Below are 23,218 nucleotides of genomic sequence, written 5' to 3' on the forward strand. Positions count from 1 at the left end.
TTTAAGAAAAGCCTATAATTTTGCCATCCGTTAAGAGAGATACACCACCAAAGTGTAGGGATCGAAACGCTAGTTGGGGGAATACCAAAGCGGCCAACTGGGACGGACTGTAAATCCGTTGACTTATGTCTTCACAGGTTCGAATCCTGTTTCCCCCACAAAATTGCCTGAATTGTGAAATTTTTTTTCTAGTTTTGCAGGGCAAAAAATATTCGGCTTTGCCGGATCAAAAGCGGGAGTAGCTCAGTTGGTAGAGCGGCAGCCTTCCAAGCTGCAGGTCGCGGGTTCGAGCCTCGTCTCCCGCTCAATGCTTTTCTCTTGAAAAGCATCGGGTAAAAGCCGACGTAGCTCAGGGGTAGAGTACTTCCTTGGTAAGGAAGGGGTCAGGGGTTCAAATCCCCTCGTTGGCTCTTAACGGCTTTAAAATAATTCTAAACATATCTTTAAACTTAAACTGAGGATTTTCACGCATGGCAAAAGCAACATTCGACCGTTCCAAGCCGCACGTTAACATCGGTACGATTGGACACGTAGACCATGGCAAAACTACATTGACTGCCGCCATTACTACCGTATTGGCAAAAAAAGGTCTTTCCGAACTAAGAGATTTCTCTTCTATCGATAACGCGCCGGAAGAAAAAGAAAGAGGTATTACCATCAATACTTCGCACGTAGAATATCAAACTGAGGCTAGACACTACGCACACGTAGACTGTCCTGGTCACGCTGACTACGTTAAAAACATGGTAACTGGTGCCGCCCAGATGGACGGAGCTATTCTAGTAGTAGCTGCGACTGACGGACCAATGCCACAAACTAGAGAACACATCCTTTTGGCTCGCCAGGTAGGTGTGCCAGCTCTAGTAGTATTCATGAACAAAGTTGATATGGTTGACGATCCTGAGCTTCTTGAGCTTGTGGAAATGGAAATCAGAGAGCTTCTTTCGTTCTATGAGTTCGACGGTGACAACATCCCTGTAATCGCTGGTTCTGCACTAGGTGCATTGAACGGTGAAGAGAAGTGGGTTGAAACTGTAATGGAATTGATGAATGCAGTTGATAACTACATTCCGCTTCCTGAGCGATTGATCGACAAAGACTTCTTGATGCCTGTTGAAGACGTATTCTCCATCACTGGTAGAGGTACGGTAGCAACTGGTAGAATCGAAAGAGGAGTAATCAACTCTGGAGATCCAGTTGACATCATCGGTATGGGAGCTGAAGGACTGAAGTCTACCGTAACTGGTGTAGAGATGTTCCGTAAGATTCTTGATAGAGGTGAAGCTGGTGACAACGTAGGTTTGTTGCTAAGAGGTATTGAAAAAGCGCAGATCAAGCGAGGTATGATTATCTGTAAGCCAGGATCTGTAACTCCTCACGCTCACTTCAAAGCTGAAGTTTACGTACTTTCAAAAGAAGAAGGTGGACGTCACACTCCATTCTTTAACAAATACAGACCACAGTTCTACTTGAGAACCACTGACGTGACTGGAGAGATCAAACTTCCAGAAAACGTAGAAATGGTGATGCCAGGTGATAACGTGACTATTGAAGTTAACTTGCTTAACTCAATTGCTCTTGAAAAAGGTCTTCGTTTCGCTATCCGTGAAGGTGGCCGAACTGTAGGTGCAGGTCAGGTGACTGAAATTCTTGACTAATTCAGTACTGATTCTTAATAAATATACAATGCGATCCTGAATATTTTTGGGATCGCATTTGTTTCTTTAGGCAGTTATATCTAATTTTGCGTTCCCATTAGCGGAGCGTTCATTCACACGGGCATAGTTCAATGGCAGAATAGCGGTCTCCAAAACCGTTGATGGGAGTTCGAATCTCTCTGCCCGTGCTAGTAAGAAAGACATTATGAATCTCAAAAACTTTGTCCTCGAGTCATATGATGAAATGAAAAACAAGGTCACATGGCCTAAGTATTCGTTTCTTCAAAATTCAGCAGTATTGGTGTTGGTAGCATCTTTAATCTTTGCGCTTTTCATAGGTGCGGTTGATTTGGGATTTGAGAACATCATGACATGGTTTTATGATTTATTTTAATTGAACTGACATTACAGAATGGCTGAACATAAATGGTACGTACTCAGGGTAGTAGCGGGACAGGAAAAGAAAACCAAGACTTATCTGGAAAATGAAATTGCCAGACAAAAGCTGGATGAATTTATCCCCGAAGTCCTCATTCCCTCTGAGAAGGTATATGAGATGCGAAATGGCAAAAAACGAGTCAGAGAAAGAAACTTCTTTCCGGGCTATGTTTTAGTCAATGCGGATCTTACCAATGGTGAAGCCAATCACGTAATAACAAGCATTCCGGGAGTAATCGGATTTCTAGGATCAAACCAAGGGGGAGCTTCCAAAACCCCTGAACCATTACGACAGTCTGAAGTCAACCGTATCTTAGGTAAGGTTGAGGAGATTGATGAGTTTGCCGAGAAGTTAGATACCCCATTTATAGTTGGAGAGTCCGTAAAAGTAATGGACGGACCTTTCAGTGGGTTTACCGGGACAATTGAGGAAGTGTTTGATGACAAGAAGAAATTGAATGTTATGGTCAAGATCTTCGGTCGAAACACTCCTGTAGAATTAAACTTTATACAAGTAGAAAAACAAGACTAAGCAATGGCTAAGGAAATCACTGGTTATTTAAAACTGCAAGTGAAAGGTGGCCAGGCAAACCCGTCACCTCCAGTAGGTCCGGCTCTTGGTTCCAAGGGCTTGAATATCATGGAGTTTTGTAAGCAATTCAATGCACGTACCCAAGAAAAAATGGGTCAAACGTGTCCTGTATTGATTACGATTTACTCGGATAAGTCTTTTGACTTTGTAGTAAAAACTCCTCCTGCGGCAAATATGCTACTCGAGGCAGCAAAGGTCAAAAGCGGATCTGCAGAGCCAAACCGTAAGAAGGTCGGTTCTGTTACCTGGGATCAGGTAAAGGAAATAGCGGAAGTAAAAATGCCTGACCTAAATGCCTTCAAAGTGGAGTCAGCTATGAAAATGATAGCTGGTACCGCACGAAGCATGGGAATCACAGTATCTGGAAAAGCCCCTTGGGAAGTATAATAAATAAACTATGGCTAAGTTAACAAAAAAGCAAAAAGAAGCTCTTTCTAAGTACGACCCAAGCCAAGTGTACTCCCTGGAGGAAGCTTCTTCGATCGTGAAGGAAATCACTAATACAAAATTCGATGCTTCAGTGGACGTAGACGTTCGCTTAGGTGTGGATCCTCGTAAGGCCGATCAAATGGTCCGAGGTGTAGTAGCTCTTCCTCACGGTACAGGAAAAGACATCAAAGTATTGGTGCTTTGTACTCCTGACAAAGAAGCTGAAGCTAAAGAAGCAGGTGCAGATTACGTTGGATTGGACGACTACATTGCTAAGATCGAAGGCGGATGGACTGACATTGATGTCATTATCACCATGCCAAACGTGATGGCAAAAGTAGGTAGATTAGGTAGAGTGCTCGGACCAAGAGGTCTGATGCCAAATCCTAAAGCAGGAACAGTAACACTAGAAGTAGGAAAAGCTGTCAAAGAAGTAAAAGCAGGTAAAATCGATTTTAAAGTCGACAAATTCGGAATCATTCACGCTAGCGTGGGCAAGGTGTCATTCTCTCCAGATAAACTCGAAGAGAATATCAAAGAATTGATCTTGACGATTTCCAAGTTGAAGCCAGCTTCTTCTAAAGGGACATATTTTAAGAGTATTCACGTATCCAGTACAATGTCTCCTGGTATCTCAGTGGACAAGGGTAGCATTCAAGGAATTTAATCATGACTAGAGACGAAAAGAAAGAAATAATCGACGGTCTTACCGAGAAATTCAGAGAAAACCCTTTCTTCTACATTACAGATGCCGGTGGATTCTCTGTAGCTGAAGTGAACGCATTCAGAAGAACCTGCTACGAAAAAGGAGTGGAGTACAAAGTGTACAAAAACACCTTGATCAAAAAAGCATTGGAAAATCTGGAAGCGGACTTTTCAGGATTGGATGAATCACTTAAAGGATTCTCAGGAATCATTTTCTCTAAAGAGACTAGTAACCTGCCAGCTAAAGTATTGCTGGATTTCAGGAAAAAAATAGGTAAAAAAGAGACTAGACCAGTATTCAAAGGCGCAGCAATCGATACAGATGTCTTTATCGGTGAAGCCAACTTGGAAATGCTCTCTAAACTCAAGTCAAAGGAAGAATTGCTCGGAGATCTTATCGGTCTACTTCAAGCTCCTGCGATGAACCTTATCTCTGCCCTTCAAAGTGGTCAAAACAACCTTACCGGTGTGTTGAAAACTCTAGAAAGCAGAGGAGAATAACAATACTTCAAATTCAATCAAAAAAAACGAAAAATCTAAATTTATAATACAATGGCAGATCTTACACAACTTGCAGAACAGTTGGTAAACTTGACTGTAAAAGAGGTTAAAGAATTGACAGACATCCTTAAAGATCAGTACGGAATCGAACCTGCTGCAGCAGCTGTTGCAGTAGCGGGACCTGCTGCTGGTGGTGCCGATGGTGCTGCTGCTGAAGAGGAAAAAACTGCATTCGACGTAGTTCTTAAAGCAGCTGGTGGACAGAAGCTAGCAGTAGTTAAGCTTGTAAAAGAATTAACTGGTCTTGGCTTGAAAGAAGCAAAAGAATTGGTTGACTCCGCACCGAAAGCCTTGAAAGAAGGTATCGCTAAGGACGAAGCTGAAGCGTTGAAAAAGTCTCTCGAAGAAGCTGGAGCTGAAGTAGAGATCAAATAATTTGGTTCATCCGGACCTGTTTAGGTTTGGGTGAGGCCCTAAGACCTGACTATTTAAGTCAGGTCTTTTCCTGTTTATGCGCAGGTAAAAAATTGCATTATTTCGATCGAAAATTGTAATTTTCCTTAATTTAATTTCACTATAAACATATACTACCTTGGCTATCAAGAATCAAACCGAAAGGAAAAGTTTCTCCTCCATTAAGGTGGTCAAAGACTATCCGGATTTTCTAGATATTCAGCTGCAGTCATTCAAAGACTTCTTCCAGTTGGATACTCCTGCAGAAAAACGCCGGGCGGATGGGTTATTCAAAGTGTTTTCTGAGAATTTCCCAATCTCTGATTCCAGAGAAAACTTTACTTTGGAATTTATCGATTATGCCGTTGACCCTCCCAAATACAGTGTAGGTGAGTGCATCGATCGAGGCTTGACCTACTCCGTACCATTGAAAGCAAAATTGAGATTACTTTGTCATGATGAGGACAATGAGGATTTCGAAACCATCGAGCAAGAGGTGTTTTTGGGAAATCTTCCTTACATGACCGAGAAAGGCTCATTTGTCATCAATGGAGCTGAGCGGGTAATCGTTTCTCAATTACACCGTTCTCCGGGAGTATTCTTTGCTCAAAGTAAACACACCAACGGTACGAAATTATATTCGGCCCGTATTATTCCTTTCAAAGGTTCTTGGATCGAGTTTGCCACTGACATCAACAATGTCATGTATGCATACATCGATCGTAAGAAGAAATTTCCGGTTACCACACTTCTCAGAGCGATTGGATATGGATCCGATAAGGATATCCTTGACTTATTTGGACTTTCTGAAGAGGTCTCTGCAACAAAAACCGCGCTTAAGAAAGCCGCCGGTAGAAAACTTGCCGCCCGTGTATTGAGAACTTGGGTGGAGGATTTTGTGGATGAAGATACCGGAGAGGTAGTTTCCATCGACCGAAACGAAGTATTGCTTGAGCGTGATACCGTTTTGACTGATGAGGATATTGAAATGATTTTGGACTCCGGCTCTAAGAGCATCATTCTTCACAGAGAGGATGTGAATGTGGCTGATTACTCCATTATCTACAATACCCTACAAAAAGATAATTCAAACTCCGAGAAGGAGGCCGTTGAGGTGATTTACCGTCAGTTGAGAAATACTGAAGCGCCTGATGAAGCCACTGCTCGTGAAGTGATCCATTCCCTATTCTTCTCCGACAAGCGATATGACTTGGGTGAAGTAGGTAGATATAGAATTAACAAAAAGCTTGGTCTTGATATCGACTCAGACAAAATCGTTTTGACCAAGGAAGATATCATCAATATCGTGAAGTATTTGATCGGATTGATCAACTCCAAAGCGGTAGTCGATGATATTGATCACCTTTCCAACAGAAGGGTAAGAACAGTAGGCGAGCAGTTGTACAGCCAATTTGGGGTAGGTTTGGCCAGAATGGCCAGAACCATCCGAGAGCGAATGAACGTCAGAGATAATGAAGATTTCAAACCAGTTGACTTGATCAATGCCAGAACGCTGTCTTCTGTTATCAACTCTTTCTTCGGTACCAACCAGCTTTCTCAGTTCATGGATCAAACCAATCCATTGGCCGAACTCACGCACAAGCGTAGACTTTCTGCTTTGGGTCCAGGTGGTCTTTCCAGAGAGCGGGCGGGTTTTGAGGTTCGTGACGTTCACTATACGCACTACGGTCGACTTTGTACCATCGAAACACCAGAGGGACCAAACATTGGTTTGATTTCTTCTCTTTGCGTTCATGCCAAAGTGAATTCCATGGGCTTCTTGGAGACTCCTTATCGAAAAGTAAAAGACGGTAAGGTGGCTATGCAAAAAGAAGATATTGTATTCTTGACTGCTGAGGAAGAAGACGATCACAATATTGCTCAGGCAAACGCACCGTTGGATGATGCGGGTATTTTCGTAAATGAAAAGGTAAAAGCACGATTTGAAGGGGATTTCCCAGTGCTTGACCCATCTGAAATCACCTACATGGACGTTGCTCCCAATCAAATTGTATCCGTAGCAGCTTCCTTGATTCCATTCTTGGAGCATGATGATGCAAACCGAGCGTTGATGGGATCCAACATGCAGCGACAGGCAGTTCCGTTGTTAAAGGCTGAAGCTCCAATCGTGGGAACAGGTTTGGAAGGCAAAGCGGCAACAGATTCTCGTTCGCTGATTATTGCAGAGGCAAATGGAGTCGTTGAATACGTTGACGCTCGAAAAATCACCATCAAATATGATTTGACGGATGATGAGCTTCTAGTCAACTTCACTGACGAATATAAAACATACGATCTGATTAAATTCAGAAGAACAAACCAGGATACGACAATCAACCTAACGCCATTGGTGTTGAAAGGAGATAAGATTGTCAAAGGCCAGGTTTTGGTTGAGGGTTATTCTACCAATAACGGTGAGCTAGCCTTGGGTAAAAACCTCCGGGTGGCTTACATGCCTTGGCAGGGATATAACTTTGAGGATGCGATCGTAATCTCTGAACGAGTGGTAAGAGAGGACGTCTTTACTTCGATTCACGTAGAGGAATTCCAACTTGAAGTTCGGGATACCAAGCGCGGAGAAGAAGAATTGACTTCTGAAATTCCAAACGTATCCGAAGAGGCTGTGAAGCACTTGGACGAAAATGGTGTAATCGCCATCGGAGCAGAGGTAAAAGAAGGAGATATCATTATCGGTAAGATCACTCCAAAAGGAGAAACAGATCCTACTCCGGAAGAAAAACTCCTTAGAGCAATTTTTGGTGACAAAGCTGGCGATGTAAAAGACGCCTCCTTGAAAGCTTCTCCATCCTTAAATGGAGTGGTTATCGAAACCAAATTATTCTCTAGACCTAAAAAAGATAAAGATAACCGGACTAAAGCTAAAGCTGAAGTTGAAAAACTGAAAGCGAAGTATTCCAAGGATCTTTTGGGCATCCGTGCTCGAATGATTAATAAATTGGTGACTATTCTGGACGGAAAAACCTCCCTTGGTGTCAAGCATAAGTTTGGCGATGAGATCATCAGCAAGGGGATGAAGTTTAACCTGAAGAACATTGAAAATAACCTTTTCCCTGCTAAGAACCCTTACAGAGACGAGTCTAATTACAATGTGCCGGAAGAAGCTAATCTGATTTCTGATATTATCTTGGATGATTGGACAGATGATGCACATACCAACGATTTGATCGTGAAATTGGTGAAAAACTACACCAACTCACGTAACGAGATCAGTGGTTTGTTTAAGCGTGATCGATTTACGCTTGAGGTTGGTGATGAATTGCCGGCCGGAATCGTACAGTTAGCCAAAGTTTATATCGCCAAGAAGCGAAAGCTGAAGGTAGGAGATAAGATGGCCGGTCGTCACGGAAATAAGGGTATTGTCGCCAGAATCGTAAGAGATGAGGACATGCCATTCCTAGAGGACGGAACTCCAATGGATATCGTATTGAATCCACTAGGTGTACCTTCTCGAATGAACATTGGTCAAATCTTTGAAACCGTTTTGGCTTGGGCAGGACAAAAGCTAGGGAAGAAATACGCAACTCCGATCTTCGATGGAGCTTCTATGGAAGAGGTTGCAGCGGAACTCGATGCTGCGGGCTTGCCTCCATATGGCCGTACCTACCTATACGATGGATTGACAGGTGCAAAATTTGATCAGCCCGTGACTGTAGGTATCGCATATATGCTGAAACTGGGTCACCTCGTGGATGATAAAATGCACGCAAGATCTATTGGTCCATACTCACTTATTACCCAGCAGCCATTGGGTGGTAAGGCGCAGTTTGGTGGTCAGCGATTTGGTGAGATGGAAGTTTGGGCTTTGGAAGCATTCGGTGCTTCTCATGTCCTACAAGAAATCTTAACTGTAAAGTCTGATGATGTAATCGGTAGAGCGAAAGCCTACGAGGCTATCGTGAAAGGTGAAAACCTTCCAAAGCCAAATATTCCTGAATCATTCAACGTATTGGTTCATGAGTTGAGAGGCTTGGCTCTAGAAATTACCTTAGATTAAATTGGCTCAACAGGGCGGTATTCCCGCCCTTCACATATCTTCAAAAAACTATGTCGTTTAGAAAAAATAAAAAACTCAACATTGATTTTTCTAGGGTTACGATCAGTTTGGCCTCTCCAGAATCCATTCTGGATAGCTCAAATGGAGAAGTAACCCAGCCAGAGACGATTAACTACAGAACCTACAAGCCCGAAATGGGCGGCTTGTTCTGTGAAAGAATCTTTGGTCCGGTCAAAGACTGGGAATGTCATTGTGGTAAATACAAGCGCATCAGATATAAAGGAATCATCTGCGACCGATGTGGTGTGGAAGTCACCGAGAAGAAAGTTCGCCGTGAGCGGATGGGACACATCGAATTGGTAGTGCCTGTAGCTCATATCTGGTACTTCAAATCGCTACCGAATAAAATCGGTTACTTGCTTGGTTTACCAACCAAAAAATTGGATCAAATCGTGTATTATGAGCGATACGCGGTAGTCCAGCCAGGAATCAAAGCAGAAGAAGGAATTCAGTACCTGGATTTCTTGACGGAAGACGAATACTTGGACATCATGGACAAGCTTCCTAAAGAAAACCATATGCTGGATGATGATGATCCGAACAAATTCATCGCAAAGATGGGAGCAGAAGCGCTTGAAATGCTTTTGGCCCGTTTGGACTTGGATGATCTTTCTTATTCACTTCGCCATCAGGCAGCTACAGATACTTCTCAGCAGAGAAAGGCTGAGGCCTTGAAGCGTCTGAAAGTAGTAGAGGCATTCCGTGATGCCAGAACCCGTATTGAAAACCGCCCAGAGTGGATGATCGTACGAATGGTTCCTGTTATTCCACCGGAATTGAGACCATTGGTTCCTTTGGATGGGGGTCGTTTTGCGACTTCGGATTTGAATGATCTATACCGTAGAGTAATCATCAGAAATAACCGATTGAAGCGTTTGATCGATATCAAGGCTCCTGAGGTGATTTTGAGAAACGAAAAGCGAATGCTTCAGGAAGCTGTGGATTCACTTTTCGATAACTCCCGAAAAGTAAATGCCGTGAGGTCTGATGGTAACCGTGCCCTAAAATCCCTTTCCGATATGTTGAAAGGTAAGCAGGGTCGATTCCGTCAAAACCTATTGGGTAAGCGAGTGGATTATTCCGGTCGATCTGTAATCGTGGTAGGACCAGAATTGAAACTTCACGAATGCGGTCTTCCCAAAAATATGGCAGCGGAACTTTTCAAGCCTTTTATCATCCGAAAACTGATTGAAAGAGGGATTGTAAAAACCGTAAAATCTGCCAAGAAAATTGTGGATCGTAAAGATCCGGTGGTTTGGGATATTTTGGAAAATGTGTTGAAAGGACATCCCGTTCTACTCAACCGTGCCCCAACTCTTCACCGATTGGGTATCCAGGCATTCCAGCCTAAATTGATCGAAGGAAAAGCGATCCAGCTCCACCCATTGGTATGTACAGCATTCAACGCTGACTTTGACGGTGACCAGATGGCCGTACACGTTCCACTCGGACATGAAGCGATCTTGGAAGCTTCTACATTGATGCTTTCTGCTCATAACATCCTAAACCCTGCCAACGGAGCGCCTATTACGGTGCCTTCTCAAGACATGGTTTTGGGGTTGTACTATGTGACCAAAGGCAAAATGTCTACCAAAGAAGAGCCGGTAGCTGGAGAAGGAATGACCTTCTACTCTCAGGAAGAGGTAATTATTGCCATGAATGAGGGAAAGGTTTCAAAGCATGCTAATATCAAGTGTAAAGTAAGAGTACGAACTGCTCCAGATACCTTCGAAACCAAAATCGTAGAAACTGTAGCCGGCCGATTGATTTTCAATCAGTTTGTTCCAGAGCAAGTTGGATATGTAAATGAACTTTTGACTAAGAAAAAACTTCAGCAGATTATCGCCGAGGTAGTTAAAGTTTGTGGAATTGCCCGTACTGCTCAGTTCTTGGATGATATCAAGCATCTAGGGTTCCAAATGGCCTACCAAGGTGGACTATCCATGGGATTGAATGATGTAATTATTCCAGATCAAAAGGATCCATTGGTGGCTAAAGCCAAGGAAGAAGTGGATGCGGTTTGGAACAACTACCTCATGGGTCTGATTACTGATAATGAGCGTTACAACCAAGTAATTGATATTTGGACCCGTACCAATTCCAATCTGACGAATATTCTGATGAAGCAGATGGAAGAAGATAAGCAAGGGTTCAATGCCATCTATATGATGATGCACTCCGGAGCAAGAGGTTCCAGAGAGCAGATTCGACAGCTAGGAGGAATGAGAGGATTGATGGCAAAGCCACAGAAAAACCTTCAAGGTTCTGTCGGTGAAATCATCGAAAACCCTATTCTTTCTAACTTTAAAGAAGGACTCGATGTACTCGAGTACTTTATCTCTACCCACGGTGCACGTAAAGGTCTAGCCGATACGGCATTGAAAACTGCCGATGCGGGTTACTTGACCCGACGACTGGTGGATGTAGCGCAGGATATGATTGTGACCGAAGAGGACTGTGGTACTTTGAGAGGGCTAATCGTTCAGCCACTTAAAGATAACGACGAAATCGTCGAGCCACTTTCTGAGCGAATTCTAGGACGGGTTTCCGTACATGATGTTTACGATCCGTTGACTGATGAGCTTATCGTTCCAGCAGGTGTAGAGATCGGAGACGAAATCGCCAAGATGGTCGATGAATCGGCTATCGAAGAGGTAGAAATTCGTTCGGTATTGACATGTGAGACTAGAAGAGGAGTTTGTAGCAAATGCTACGGGCGAAACCTGGCCACAGGTCGGATGGTACAGGCCGGTGAATCTGTCGGTGTAATTGCCGCACAGTCTATCGGTGAGCCAGGAACGCAGTTGACTTTGAGGACTTTCCACGTGGGTGGTACAGCTTCTAACATGGCCGTTGAGGCGAGCATCAATGCAAAGTTTGACGGTGTTGTGGAATTTGATGAGGAATTGAGACTCATCGAAACCACCAATAAAGATGGAGAACCAGTCACGGTAGTGATGGGAAGATCTGGAGAAATCAAGATCAATGAAGCTAAATCCGGAAAAACATTGGTTTCAAACCATGTGCCTTATGGTGCATTGTTGAACGTAAAGGATGGACAGAAAATTTCGAAGGGAGATTCTCTTTGTACCTGGGATCCATACAATGCGGTCATTATTTCCGAGTTTGACGGTAAAGTGGACTTTGAGTCTATCGTAGAAGGGGTGACTTTCAAAGAGGTAGCTGATGATCAAACTGGTTTCCGTGAGAAAGTAATTATCGAAACTAAGGATAGAACCAAGAACCCCGCAATTATTGTAGAATATGGGGAAGATTCCAAATCTTACAATATTCCGGTGGGAGCTCACCTTGCTGTAGAAATGGGAGATAAGGTGAAAGCTGGCCAGATTTTGGTAAAAATCCCTCGATCTGTCGGAAAAACCCGAGACATTACCGGTGGTCTTCCACGAGTAACGGAATTGTTTGAGGCGCGAAACCCATCCAATCCAGCAGTAGTTTCTGAAATCGACGGTGTGGTTACGTATGGTGGTATCAAACGAGGTAATCGTGAGATCATCATCGAATCCAAAGACGGCGTGATCAAAAAATACATGGTGTCACTTTCCAAGCACATCTTGGTTCAGGAAAATGACTTTATCCGTGCGGGTGAACCGCTTTCAGATGGAGCCATTACTCCGAATGACATCTTGTCTATCAAAGGACCAACAGCGGTTCAGGAATACTTGGTGAATGAGATTCAGGAAGTTTACCGACTTCAGGGGGTGAAAATCAACGATAAGCACATTGAGGTGATTGTCACCCAAATGATGCAGAAAGTTGAAATCCTCGATGCTGGAGACACTGGATTCTTGCAAGGTCAAGTCGTGGACAAGTGGGCATTCCGTGAGGAAAACGACAACATTCTGGATAAGAAAGTGGTCATGGATGCTGGAGATTCTTCTACCTTGAAGCCAGGGATGATTATCTCTTCCCGTAGACTTCGAGACGAAAATTCTTCCTTGAAGCGTAAGGACTTGAAGCTTGTGCAGGTACGTGATGCGGAGACGGCTGTTTCTAAGCCTACTTTGCAAGGTATCACTGCAGCTTCGTTGGGTACCGAAAGCTTTATCTCGGCAGCTTCCTTCCAGGAAACTACCAAGGTGCTTTCTGAAGCCGCGATCCGAGGCAAGCGTGATGAGCTTTTGGGACTGAAAGAAAACGTAATTGTAGGACACCTGATTCCTGCTGGAACAGGTCAGCGAATTATCCAAAATGCGATCGTAGGTTCTCAGGAGGAATACGAGAAACTTTCCGAAAATATGGAAAAGTCTTCCCGCAAATCCAGTGAAGCGATTCTATAATTTATTCTGAATTCAAGTGAAAGGCCTGTAGCAGTACAGGCCTTTTTTAATCCCAGTTAAAATGAGCGACGAGAAAAATCAAAACCGACCCGATCAGCAGATCAATGTGGAGCTTTCAGAGGAAGTAGCTGAAGGTGTCTATTCCAATCTGGCAATGATCGCCCATTCCAATTCTGAATTTGTGATTGATTTTATCCGGTTGATGCCGGGTGTACCCAAGGCAAAAGTGAAGTCCAGGATCATTGTGACTCCGGATCATGCCAAGCGATTGCTTGCTGCTTTGAAAGATAATATTGAGAAATACGAAGCAGCTTTTGGAAAGATAAGCCAAAATGGAGGAGCTCCCCAGTTTCCGATTTCCTTCGGAAAGCCAGGAGAAGCCTAACAAAAATATAACTGCTTAATTTTGTTTAATTTATTACTTTCAATACCTTTGCAGTCCAAAATTTAACAGTTTACAGGAAAACTAAATTTTATCAGTTAATGCCTACTATTCAACAGTTAGTAAGAAAAGGTAGAACTACACTGGAAACCAAATCTAAATCAAGGGCTTTGGACGCTTGTCCACAGCGTAGAGGGGTTTGTACCAGGGTGTACACTACTACCCCTAAGAAGCCAAACTCAGCGATGAGAAAAGTGGCCAGGGTGAGATTGACCAATGGAAAAGAAGTGAATGCTTACATCCCAGGTGAAGGTCATAATTTGCAAGAGCACTCGATCGTATTGATCAGAGGGGGTCGTGTGAAAGATCTACCAGGTGTGAGATATCACATCATCCGAGGTGCATTGGATACTGCCGGAGTAAAAGACCGTAAGCAAGGTCGCTCCAAGTACGGTGCTAAAAGACCTAAAGCAGGTAAGGGTGCTCCCGCTGCTCCAGGCAAAAAGAAATAATCAAACACATTAGAAGAAATGAGAAAAGCGAAACCAAAGAAGAGATATATTCTTCCTGATCCCAAGTTCAACGATACCTTGGTGACCAAGTTTGTGAACTGTCTGATGGTAGATGGGAAGAAGAGTATTGCTTACAAAATTTTCTACGATGCCGTAGAAAAGGTAGAATCCAAAGTAGGTGAGAATGGTCTTGAAGTTTGGAAAAAGGCGCTTAACAATATTGCTCCATCCGTAGAGGTGAAGAGTCGTAGAGTTGGTGGTGCTACATTCCAAGTTCCAATGGAAGTCCGACCCGAAAGAAAGATGGCCCTTGGAATCAAGTGGATGATCAACTACGCTCGTAAAAGAGGTGAGAAAACCATGATGGATCGTCTAGCTGGCGAAATCATCGCCGGTGCCAAAGGTGAAGGCGCAGCGGTGAAAAAGAAAGACGATACCCACAGAATGGCTGAGGCTAACAAAGCATTCTCTCACTTTAGATTTTAATTAGGATGGCAAAAAGAGACTTAAGATTTACCAGAAATATCGGTATAGCCGCTCACATTGATGCTGGTAAAACGACTACTACAGAGCGGATTCTTTTTTACTCTGGTGTTTCACACAAAATCGGTGAAGTACACGATGGTGCAGCCACTATGGACTGGATGGCTCAGGAGCAGGAGCGAGGGATTACGATTACCTCTGCTGCGACGACCGTATTCTGGAACTACAGAGATCAAAAATATCAAATCAACATCATCGATACCCCGGGACACGTGGACTTCACAGTAGAAGTTAACCGTTCGCTTCGGGTATTGGATGGATTGGTTTTCCTGTTCAGTGCTGTGGACGGTGTTGAACCACAGTCTGAGACCAACTGGCGATTAGCTGATAATTACAAAGTAGCCCGAATCGGGTTTGTAAATAAAATGGACCGTGCCGGTGCAAACTTCCTGGAGGTTTGTAAGCAGGTGAAGGAAATGCTTGGCAGCTATGCAGTGCCTTTGCAAATCCCAATCGGGTCTGAAGATAAATTCAAAGGGGTAGTTGATTTGATCAACAACCGCGGGATTGTTTGGAATGAAGATGATATGGGAATGACCTTCGAGGAAGTTCCTATTCCAGAAGACTTGGTAGAAGAAGCTGCACAGTGGAGAGAGCATTTGCTGGAAGCTGTGGCTGATTATGACGAGTCTTTGATGGAAAAGTTTTTTGACGATCCTGATTCTATTACAGAAGAAGAGATTTTGAATGCCTTGAGAAAAGCGACCATTGACATGAAAATTGTCCCTATGGTTTGTGGTTCTTCATTCAAAAATAAAGGAGTTCAGACTATGCTTGACTTGGTGATGGAATTGCTTCCTTCTCCAATGGACAAAGATGATATCATCGCTCATGACTTGAACGATGAAGAAAAAGATGTTAGAATAGCTCCAAATGAAGACGAACCGTTTGCTGGCTTAGCTTTTAAGATCGCAACTGATCCATTTGTAGGTCGATTGTGCTTTGTAAGAGCGTACTCCGGTAAATTGGATTCTGGTTCATATGTATTCAATAGCCGATCTGGAAATAAAGAGCGAATCTCCCGTGTATTCCAAATGCACGCAAATAAACAAAATCAAATTGATTCGCTTAGAGCAGGAGATATCGGAGCGGTAGTTGGATTTAAGGATATCAAGACGGGTGACACCCTTTGCGACGAAAAGCGTAAAGTAGTCCTTGAATCTATGGTTTTCCCTGAGCCGGTAATTGGTTATGCTATTGAGCCTAAAACTCAAGCTGACGTGGATAAATTGGGTATGGCGATTGCCAAACTAGTCGAAGAAGATCCTACCCTTCAGGTGAATACTGACCACGAAACTGGTCAGACCATCTTGAGAGGTATGGGTGAGCTTCACCTGGATATCATCATTGATCGATTGAAGCGTGAGTTTAAAGTAGAGATCAATCAAGGTGCTCCACAGGTGGCTTACAAAGAAGCTTTGTTTGGTTCGGTAGAGCACAAAGAAGTTTACAAAAAGCAAACCGGTGGTAAAGGTAAATTTGCCGATATCGTATTCGAACTCGGACCAAAAGATGCAGATCCTGAGACTGGTGAAATTAAGCCAGGTTTGGACTTTGTGAATGGTATCGTAGGGGGTGTGATTCCAAAAGAATTCATTCCTTCTATTCAGAAAGGATTTGCGGAAGCTATGAAGAATGGACCTTTGGCAGGATATCCGATCGAATCCATGAAAGTACGCTTGTTCCATGGTTCCTTCCACGACGTCGATTCAGATGCGCTTTCTTTCGAGTTGGCAGCTAGAATTGGTTTCAAAGAAGCAGCTAAGAAGTGTAAGCCTCAATTGCTTGAGCCGATCATGTCAGTAGATGTGGTTTCTCCGGATGAATATACCGGTCCGATCACCGGTGACTTGAACCGACGTAGAGGTTTGATGAAAGGAATGGACACCAAAGGTACCTCATCCGTAATCAAGGCGTCTGTGCCTTTGTCAGAGTTGTTTGGGTACATTACCGACTTGAGAACCATCACTTCCGGTAGAGCGACAGCTTCTTTGACATTCTCTCACTATGAGCCAGTACCAAACAACATAGCAGAGGCTGTAATTGCTAAAGTAAAAGGTCAGAAAGACTAATCAATATTTGCGATGAATCAGAAAATCAGAATAAAATTAAAATCATACGATCATAGCCTGGTGGATAAGTCATCAGAGAAGATCGTGAAAGCTGTAAAGGCTACCGGTGCCGTTGTTGTTGGTCCGATTCCTTTGCCTACTAAAAAAGAAAAGTTTACTGTGTTGAAATCCCCACACGTAAACAAGAAGGCAAGAGATCAATATCAGCTTTGCACCTATAAGCGATTGGTAGACATTTATTCCAATTCTTCCAAGACGGTGGATGCTTTGATGAAAATCGAACTTCCCAGTGGAGTAGATGTAGAAATTAAGGTCTGATCAGACCCGAAATCAACAGATTTAAAAGACCTGTATTCTCAATGCAGGTCTTTTGTTTTGCCCATTGCCGGGGATAGGTATCGGCTTCTGGAGCGATTCAAGGTCAATTATTTTCTAAATGTTTGAAAATATAGGAGTTGCCATTTGTTGCAGAATTTTATTTCAGTAACTTTGCAGTCCTTAAAAAGGGCCCCTGGCACATAATTGCTTGTGGGTTATCAAATTATCTTATAAAAGATGTCTGGTATAATTGGAAAAAAAGTAGGAATGACTAGCATTTTTAGTGCCGATGGACGTAATGTCGCATGCACGCTAATAGAAGCTGGTCCTTGCGTAGTGACGCAAGTAAAAAACGTTGAAACAGACGGGTACAACGCAGTGCAGTTGGGATTCGGTGAGCGAAAGGAGAAAAACACTCCCAAGCCATTGATCGGCCATTTCAAAAAGGCCGGGACTACTCCCAAGCATAAAGTTGTTGAGTTTCGTGATTTCCGGGTCGAGTTTGAAGGCCAGGTAGATCTCGGAGCTACTGTGAAGGCCGGTGAGGTATTTATCGAAGGAGACTTCGTGGATGCTATCGGTACTTCTAAAGGTAAAGGCTTCCAGGGTGTAGTGAAGCGTCATGGTTTTGGTGGTGTGGGTGGACAAACTCACGGTCAGCACAACAGACAGAGACACCCGGGTTCCATTGGTGCTTGTTCTTGGCCATCCCGAGTATTCAAGGGTATGAGAATGGCTGGAAGAACCGGTGGTGACAGAGTGAAAGTATTGAACCTCAGAGTATTGAAAATATATGCTGAGCAAAATCTCCTTCTGGTGTCCGGTTCAGTACCAGGTCCAAAAAATTCTTATGTTATTCTAGAGAAGTAAGCCATGGAATTAGCAGTAATTAATCAAAAAGGAGAAGACACCGGAAGAAAGGTGCAATTGTCAGAGGAGATCTTCGCGATCGCGCCTAATGACAATGCGATCTATCTGGATGTAAAACAGTACTTGGCTAATCAGAGACAAGGTACTCATAAGTCTAAGGAAAGAAACGAGATAGCTGGATCGACCAAGAAGATCAAAAAGCAAAAAGGTACCGGTGGTGCCCGTGCGGGATCTATCAAGTCTCCACTATTCCGAGGTGGAGGTAGAGTTTTTGGTCCGAGACCAAGAGACTATTCCTTCAAATTGAATAAAAAATTAAAACAACTTGCCAGAAAATCCGCACTTTCTTATAAAGTGAAGGACAATTGCTTGTCGATTTTGGAAAACATCTCTTTTGATGCGCCAAAAACCAAGAATTACCTGGCATTGCTTAATGGATTGGCGCTATCCGATAAGAAGACGCTTTTGGTTCTCCCTGAAGATAACAAAAACGTTTACCTGTCTAGCAGAAACCTTCCCAAAGCCAAAGTTGTGACTGTAAATGATGTAAATACTTACCAGTTGCTCAACGCAGACCATTTGGTTCTTTGCGAAGATTCTGTAAGTAAGTTGGAAACCATTTTATCGAAATAAGACAATGGATATTCTAAAGCAGCCTTTGATTACAGAAAAGATCTCTGCCATGAACGAAAAAGGCGTTTATGGATTCATTGTGGAGAAAACCGCAAAGAAACCAGAAATCAAAAATGCTGTAGAAAAAGCATACGGTGTGAAAGTGGTCTCTGTGAGAACCATGAGATATGCTGCGAAGCATAAGACAAGATACACCAAGACAAAAATCGTATCAGGCTTCACCAACGCTTTCAAAAAAGCAATCGTGCAGGTAGCTGATGGTGAGGTAATTGATTTTTACGGAGAAATTTAATTGAATCAATATCATGGCAATTAAAAAATTGAAGCCTGTAACTCCAGGAACAAGATTTAGAGTGGCTCCGGCCTTTGACGAGATTACCGCGTCAAAACCGGAGAAGTCGCTTCTTGCTCCTATCAAGAAGTCAGGCGGTAGAAATAATGATGGCAAAATGACTGCTCGCTACATTGGTGGTGGTCATAAGCGAAGACTCAGAATAGTAGACTTCAAAAGAAATAAGTTTGACGTACCGGCGACTGTAAAGTCAATCGAATACGATCCAAACCGAACAGCACGTCTTGCCCTGCTTTATTATGCAGACGGTGCCAAGGCCTACATTATCGCCCCGGAAGGTTTGCAAGCAGGTCAAACAGTGATTTCCGGTGAGCAAGTTGCCCCAGAAGTGGGTAACGCTATGCCTTTGAAAAATATCCCTATGGGTACTATCGTACACTGTGTGGAGTTGAAACCAGGCAAAGGTGCTGCGATGGTAAGAAGTGCAGGTGGATACGCACAGATTGTTGCCCGTGAGGGTAAATATGTGACGGTGAAACTTCCTTCTGGAGAAATGCGCATGATCCTAGGGGTTTGTATGGCTACCGTTGGAACGGTTTCCAATGGAGATCATATGAATGTCGTATTGGGTAAAGCCGGCCGTAAGCGCTGGTTAGGAGTAAGACCTCGTGTAAGAGGTGTAGCTATGAACCCAGTCGATCACCCAATGGGTGGTGGAGAAGGACGTTCTTCTGGAGGTCATCCAAGATCAAGAAACGGTCTATTGGCTAAAGGTAAGAAGACCCGCTCTCCTAAAAAGTATTCAAACAAGTTCATCGTCAGCAAAAGATCTAAATAATTATGGCACGTTCATTAAAAAAAGGTCCTTATATCGAGCATCACCTTTTGAAAAAGGTGGATGTGATGAACGAGTCCGGCAAGAAATCCGTGATCAAGACTTGGTCAAGACGATCTATGATTTCTCCAGATTTCGTAGGACATACCTTCGCTGTGCATAACGGAAATAAATTTATACCGGTATTCGTCACAGACAACATGGTAGGTCACAAGCTAGGTGAATTTGCTCCTACCAGAAATTTCAGAGGCCACATTGCCAAAAAAGATAAAGGAAAGAGATAATCATGGAAGCAGTAGCAAGATTAAACAACGTTCCTACCTCTCCTCGCAAAATGCGACTTGTCGCTGACCTGGTCAGAGGCAAAAGAGTGGGATTGGCACTGAGCATATTGAAGTTTACTCCCAATCACGGAGCAATCCGTCTGGAAAAGCTTCTTCTTTCGGCAGTAGCCAACTGGCAGGCAAAAAATCCTGATGAAAAGCTCGAAGAAGCTGATCTTTATATCAAAACCATCATGGTAGATGAAGGAAGATCACTAAAGCGATTGAGACCAGCTCCTCAGGGCCGTGGCCACAGAATCCGCAAGAGATCAAATCATGTAACCCTAGTCGTTGATGCATTCAGCGGAGAAGAGGTTACCGCTGATGTAGTAGAAACAAACGAAAAGGCAAATTAAGAACAGACTATGGGACAAAAGATTAACCCAATAGGATTTAGACTTGGTGTAGTCAAAGGCTGGGATTCCAACTGGTATGGTGGGAAAGACTTCGCCGACAAACTATACGAAGATCAGCAAATCCGAAAGTACGTCCTTGCCAGAATTCCTAAGGGTGGGATTGCTAAGGTGATCATTGAGCGAACGCTCAAGCGTATCACACTTACCATTCATACCGCTCGTCCGGGAGTAGTGATTGGTAAAGGTGGAGCCGAAGTAGACAAGCTGAAAGAAGAGCTTAAAAAGATCACCAACAAAGACATTCAGATCAACATCTTTGAAATCAAAAGACCTGAATTGGATGCCAAATTGGTAGGTGAATCCATCGCTCAGCAGCTTCAAGCCAGAATTTCCTTTAGAAGAGCAATGAAGCAGGCAATTGCCGCATCCATGAGAGTGGGAGCTGAAGGAATCAAAATCAAACTTTCTGGCCGTCTTGGTGGTGCCGAAATGGCCCGATCCGAAATGTACAAAGAGGGAAGAATTCCTCTTCATACTTTGAGAGCCGACATTGATTACGCGATTTCAGAGGCATTGACTGTCTATGGAATTATCGGGATCAAAGTATGGATCTTCAAAGGTGAAGTGTACGGAAAAAGAGACTTGTCACCTAATCAGGGAGCAGCTAATGAGCCAAAAGGCCCAAGAAATGCAGGCCCTAAAGGAGACAGAGGTCCAAGACGCAGAAAAAGAAATAACTAATTTTCACCGATAAGTGAGAACTCATGTTACAGCCAAAAAGAACTAAATATAGGAAAATGCAAAAGGGCCGTGTCAAAGGCATTGCACAAAGAGGGCATACGCTTTCTTTTGGCAACTTTGGCATCAAATCCCTGGAAGCAGGATGGATTACCTCCCGTCAGATAGAAGCAGCTCGTATCGCGATGACTAGAGCGATGAAAAGAGAAGGTCAGGTTTGGATTAGGATTTTTCCTGACAAGCCGATCACTAAGAAGCCAGCTGAAGTCCGTATGGGTAAGGGTAAAGGTGCTCCCGAATATTGGGTAGCAGTGATTAAGCCGGGAACCATCCTCTTCGAAGCTACAGGTGTATCTATGGAAACTGCCAAAGAAGCATTGCGACTTGCACAGCAGAAACTTCCAGTAAGTACAAATTTCGTTGTTCGTAGAGACTACGCAGAATAATTAGGAACTATGAAAAACACAGAGATCCAATCACTTTCCGCAAGTGAAATCGCTGAGAAAATCAGCGTCGAGAAAACGAATCTGAGCAAACTTAAATTTGCTCACTCAATTTCTCCTATTGAGAATCCTAACAGAATCAGCGAGACCAAGCGTTTAATCGCAAGATTAAAGACTGCATTGGCTGCCAAATAATAGCTAACAGAAAACAAAATGGCTACGATCGAAAGAAATCTTCGAAAAGAAAGAGTTGGTAAAGTTGTGAGTAACAAAATGGACAAATCCATCACTGTCGCTGTAGAACGTAAAGTGAAGCACGGCATGTATGGGAAGTTCGTTACCAAGACGACCAAATTTATGGCTCATGACGAGAAAAACGAGTGTAACCCAGGTGACACCGTGAAAATAAGCGAAACTCGTCCGCTGAGTAAGAACAAGCGTTGGAGATTAGTTGAAATTATTGAAAGGGCTAAATAATCATGATACAGCAAGAATCCAGACTAAGTGTGGCGGACAACTCCGGTGCCAAAGAGGTATTGGTCATCCGCGTATTGGGAGGAACAAAAAAGCGATATGCTTCTATCGGTGATAAAGTAGTCGTGACTGTTAAATCAGCCCTGTCTTCCAGCAACATGAAAAAAGGTACCGTCTCAAGAGCGGTAATCGTAAGAACCCGAAAAGAAATAAGACGCAAAGACGGCTCTTATATCCGATTTGAGGACAACGCTGCCGTATTGTTGAACAACAACGATGAGCCTAGAGGCACTCGTATCTTTGGCCCTGTGGCTAGAGAGTTGAGAGAGAAGCAGTTTATGAAAATCGTTTCTTTGGCCCCTGAAGTATTGTAATCATGGAAAGAAAGACAAAAAAGCAGACAAAACTGCACATCAAAACCGGAGACACTGTGAAGGTGATCGCAGGTGATGACAAAGGAAAAACGGGGAAAGTACTTGCCGTAGATACAGCCAAGACCAGAGCTTTTGTAGAAGGAATCAATATCGTGACCAAACACGTGAAGCCTACTGCCGCAAAGCCTCAAGGTGGTATCGAAAAGAAGGAAGCCTCTGTACATATCAGCAACCTGATGCTTGTAGATCCTAAATCTGGTGAAGCCACCCGTACTGGACGCAAGGCAGGTGAAAATGGTAAACTAGTAAGATATTCCAAAAAAACTGGGGAGGTGATCAATGGCTAATCCTAGAATGAAAGAAAAGTATGTGAACGACATAGTTCCTGCTTTGAAAGAGAAATTCCAATATTCTTCTGTGATGCAGGTTCCCAAGTTGACGAAAATCGTTCTCAACAAAGGAATCGGAGCTGCAGTAGCTGACAAAAAGTTGGTTGATCAGGGAGTCGAAGAGCTTTCCTTGATTACCGGTCAGCGTGCCGTAGCTACCATTGCTAAGACTTCTGTCTCCAACTTTAAGTTGAGAGAAGGAATGCCAATCGGAGCCAAAGTGACCCTGAGAGGACAAAAGATGTATGAATTTTTGGATAGATTGATGACCGTTGCACTTCCTCGTGTACGGGATTTCAAAGGAATTTCTGATAAAGGTTTCGACGGAAGAGGTAACTACACCTTGGGCGTGACCGAGCAGATTATTTTTCCTGAGATCTCAATCGAGAAAGTAAACAGAATCTCCGGCATGGATATCACTTTTGTGACTTCTGCCAATTCAGATGAAGAAAGCTTGGCTTTGTTGAAAGCTTTCGGCATGCCGTTCGTTAAACCCTCAAATCAAGAATAAT

The 23,218-nt window shown here is 43.4% G+C and carries 27 protein-coding genes and 4 tRNA genes; all 31 read left to right on the forward strand.

Going from position 1 to position 23,218, the window contains the following annotated elements:
- The first annotated feature begins 75 nt into the window (after nt 1-75).
- The 31 genes from BM043_RS10965 to rplE all read left to right on the forward strand — a co-directional run bounded on the left by BM043_RS10965 (nt 76) and on the right by rplE (nt 23,217).
- Nucleotides 76-158: transfer RNA gene (locus BM043_RS10965), tRNA-Tyr, on the forward strand.
- A 74-nt stretch (nt 159-232) separates the two neighbouring features.
- A tRNA-Gly gene (locus BM043_RS10970) sits at nt 233-305 on the forward strand.
- A 33-nt stretch (nt 306-338) separates the two neighbouring features.
- A tRNA-Thr gene (locus tag BM043_RS10975) sits at nt 339-410 on the forward strand.
- 60 nt (nt 411-470) lie between these two features.
- Entirely contained in the window at nt 471-1,658 is a 1,188-nt protein-coding gene (tuf, locus tag BM043_RS10980; protein ID WP_092791596.1) for an elongation factor Tu, read from the forward strand.
- A 117-nt stretch (nt 1,659-1,775) separates the two neighbouring features.
- A tRNA-Trp gene (locus tag BM043_RS10985) sits at nt 1,776-1,846 on the forward strand.
- A 17-nt stretch (nt 1,847-1,863) separates the two neighbouring features.
- Nucleotides 1,864-2,052, forward strand: coding sequence for a preprotein translocase subunit SecE (gene secE, locus BM043_RS10990; protein ID WP_087938047.1), 189 nt, complete (start codon nt 1,864-1,866; stop codon nt 2,050-2,052).
- Nucleotides 2,053-2,070: 18 nt separating this feature from the next.
- Nucleotides 2,071-2,628 carry a transcription termination/antitermination protein NusG gene (nusG, locus tag BM043_RS10995; RefSeq protein ID WP_092791598.1) on the forward strand — a complete coding sequence of 186 codons (558 nt, stop codon included), beginning with the start codon at nt 2,071-2,073 and terminating at the stop codon, nt 2,626-2,628.
- A gap of 3 nt (nt 2,629-2,631) precedes the next feature.
- Complete coding sequence (gene rplK / locus BM043_RS11000; RefSeq protein ID WP_092791600.1) at nt 2,632-3,075, forward strand: 50S ribosomal protein L11; 444 nt, start codon at nt 2,632-2,634, stop codon at nt 3,073-3,075.
- 10 nt (nt 3,076-3,085) lie between these two features.
- Nucleotides 3,086-3,784 carry a 50S ribosomal protein L1 gene (gene rplA, locus BM043_RS11005; protein ID WP_092791601.1) on the forward strand — a complete coding sequence of 233 codons (699 nt, stop codon included), beginning with the start codon at nt 3,086-3,088 and terminating at the stop codon, nt 3,782-3,784.
- Between the two features lie 2 nt (nt 3,785-3,786).
- Nucleotides 3,787-4,323 (forward strand): 50S ribosomal protein L10, encoded by a 537-nt coding sequence (gene rplJ / locus BM043_RS11010; RefSeq protein WP_092791603.1) that lies wholly within the window; start codon nt 3,787-3,789, stop codon nt 4,321-4,323.
- A 51-nt stretch (nt 4,324-4,374) separates the two neighbouring features.
- Nucleotides 4,375-4,758 carry a 50S ribosomal protein L7/L12 gene (gene rplL, locus BM043_RS11015; protein ID WP_092791604.1) on the forward strand — a complete coding sequence of 128 codons (384 nt, stop codon included), beginning with the start codon at nt 4,375-4,377 and terminating at the stop codon, nt 4,756-4,758.
- Nucleotides 4,759-4,915: 157 nt separating this feature from the next.
- A complete protein-coding gene (gene rpoB, locus BM043_RS11020; protein WP_092791606.1) occupies nt 4,916-8,791 on the forward strand; it encodes a DNA-directed RNA polymerase subunit beta in 3,876 nt (1,291 codons plus the stop codon).
- 50 nt (nt 8,792-8,841) lie between these two features.
- On the forward strand, nt 8,842-13,152 hold the full coding sequence (rpoC, locus tag BM043_RS11025) for a DNA-directed RNA polymerase subunit beta' (RefSeq protein ID WP_092791607.1): 4,311 nt from the start codon (nt 8,842-8,844) through the stop codon (nt 13,150-13,152).
- Nucleotides 13,153-13,213: 61 nt separating this feature from the next.
- Entirely contained in the window at nt 13,214-13,537 is a 324-nt protein-coding gene (locus BM043_RS11030; protein WP_092791609.1) for a DUF3467 domain-containing protein, read from the forward strand.
- Between the two features lie 98 nt (nt 13,538-13,635).
- Entirely contained in the window at nt 13,636-14,046 is a 411-nt protein-coding gene (gene rpsL, locus BM043_RS11035) for a 30S ribosomal protein S12 (RefSeq protein ID WP_092791611.1), read from the forward strand.
- Nucleotides 14,047-14,064: 18 nt separating this feature from the next.
- Nucleotides 14,065-14,532, forward strand: coding sequence for a 30S ribosomal protein S7 (gene rpsG, locus BM043_RS11040; RefSeq protein ID WP_087938037.1), 468 nt, complete (start codon nt 14,065-14,067; stop codon nt 14,530-14,532).
- A 5-nt stretch (nt 14,533-14,537) separates the two neighbouring features.
- Nucleotides 14,538-16,661, forward strand: a complete 2,124-nt coding sequence (gene fusA, locus BM043_RS11045; RefSeq protein ID WP_092791613.1) for an elongation factor G — start codon at nt 14,538-14,540, stop codon at nt 16,659-16,661.
- A 12-nt stretch (nt 16,662-16,673) separates the two neighbouring features.
- Nucleotides 16,674-16,979: a 30S ribosomal protein S10 gene (gene rpsJ, locus BM043_RS11050; RefSeq protein WP_024284766.1), complete on the forward strand. Its 306-nt coding sequence runs from the start codon at nt 16,674-16,676 to the stop codon at nt 16,977-16,979.
- A 237-nt stretch (nt 16,980-17,216) separates the two neighbouring features.
- Nucleotides 17,217-17,849, forward strand: a complete 633-nt coding sequence (gene rplC, locus BM043_RS11055) for a 50S ribosomal protein L3 (RefSeq protein ID WP_087938035.1) — start codon at nt 17,217-17,219, stop codon at nt 17,847-17,849.
- A 3-nt stretch (nt 17,850-17,852) separates the two neighbouring features.
- Complete coding sequence (gene rplD, locus BM043_RS11060; protein ID WP_092791615.1) at nt 17,853-18,482, forward strand: 50S ribosomal protein L4; 630 nt, start codon at nt 17,853-17,855, stop codon at nt 18,480-18,482.
- A gap of 4 nt (nt 18,483-18,486) precedes the next feature.
- Nucleotides 18,487-18,774, forward strand: coding sequence for a 50S ribosomal protein L23 (rplW, locus tag BM043_RS11065; RefSeq protein WP_092791617.1), 288 nt, complete (start codon nt 18,487-18,489; stop codon nt 18,772-18,774).
- A 13-nt stretch (nt 18,775-18,787) separates the two neighbouring features.
- A complete protein-coding gene (rplB, locus tag BM043_RS11070; protein WP_092791619.1) occupies nt 18,788-19,612 on the forward strand; it encodes a 50S ribosomal protein L2 in 825 nt (274 codons plus the stop codon).
- A 2-nt stretch (nt 19,613-19,614) separates the two neighbouring features.
- Entirely contained in the window at nt 19,615-19,893 is a 279-nt protein-coding gene (rpsS, locus tag BM043_RS11075; RefSeq protein ID WP_008203028.1) for a 30S ribosomal protein S19, read from the forward strand.
- A 2-nt stretch (nt 19,894-19,895) separates the two neighbouring features.
- Nucleotides 19,896-20,288 carry a 50S ribosomal protein L22 gene (gene rplV / locus BM043_RS11080; protein ID WP_092791621.1) on the forward strand — a complete coding sequence of 131 codons (393 nt, stop codon included), beginning with the start codon at nt 19,896-19,898 and terminating at the stop codon, nt 20,286-20,288.
- A 9-nt stretch (nt 20,289-20,297) separates the two neighbouring features.
- Complete coding sequence (gene rpsC / locus BM043_RS11085; protein WP_092791623.1) at nt 20,298-21,029, forward strand: 30S ribosomal protein S3; 732 nt, start codon at nt 20,298-20,300, stop codon at nt 21,027-21,029.
- A 23-nt stretch (nt 21,030-21,052) separates the two neighbouring features.
- A complete protein-coding gene (gene rplP / locus BM043_RS11090; protein WP_092791625.1) occupies nt 21,053-21,472 on the forward strand; it encodes a 50S ribosomal protein L16 in 420 nt (139 codons plus the stop codon).
- Nucleotides 21,473-21,481: 9 nt separating this feature from the next.
- Nucleotides 21,482-21,664 carry a 50S ribosomal protein L29 gene (gene rpmC, locus BM043_RS11095; RefSeq protein ID WP_092791627.1) on the forward strand — a complete coding sequence of 61 codons (183 nt, stop codon included), beginning with the start codon at nt 21,482-21,484 and terminating at the stop codon, nt 21,662-21,664.
- Nucleotides 21,665-21,682: 18 nt separating this feature from the next.
- The gene (gene rpsQ, locus BM043_RS11100; RefSeq protein ID WP_087938027.1) at nt 21,683-21,946 is read left to right on the forward strand and encodes a 30S ribosomal protein S17; all 264 of its coding nucleotides are present in this window, start codon (nt 21,683-21,685) and stop codon (nt 21,944-21,946) included.
- Between the two features lie 2 nt (nt 21,947-21,948).
- Entirely contained in the window at nt 21,949-22,317 is a 369-nt protein-coding gene (gene rplN / locus BM043_RS11105; protein ID WP_057939449.1) for a 50S ribosomal protein L14, read from the forward strand.
- Between the two features lie 2 nt (nt 22,318-22,319).
- Nucleotides 22,320-22,664 (forward strand): 50S ribosomal protein L24, encoded by a 345-nt coding sequence (rplX, locus tag BM043_RS11110; RefSeq protein ID WP_092791629.1) that lies wholly within the window; start codon nt 22,320-22,322, stop codon nt 22,662-22,664.
- The gene (rplE, locus tag BM043_RS11115; protein WP_092791631.1) at nt 22,657-23,217 is read left to right on the forward strand and encodes a 50S ribosomal protein L5; all 561 of its coding nucleotides are present in this window, start codon (nt 22,657-22,659) and stop codon (nt 23,215-23,217) included. The genes rplX and rplE overlap by 8 nt, the downstream gene beginning before the upstream one ends.
- Nucleotide 23,218: the final 1 nt, after the last annotated feature.

The sequence above is a fragment of the Algoriphagus hitonicola genome (assembly GCF_900113375.1).
In the GTDB taxonomy this organism is placed as follows: Bacteria; Bacteroidota; Bacteroidia; order Cytophagales; family Cyclobacteriaceae; genus Algoriphagus; species Algoriphagus hitonicola.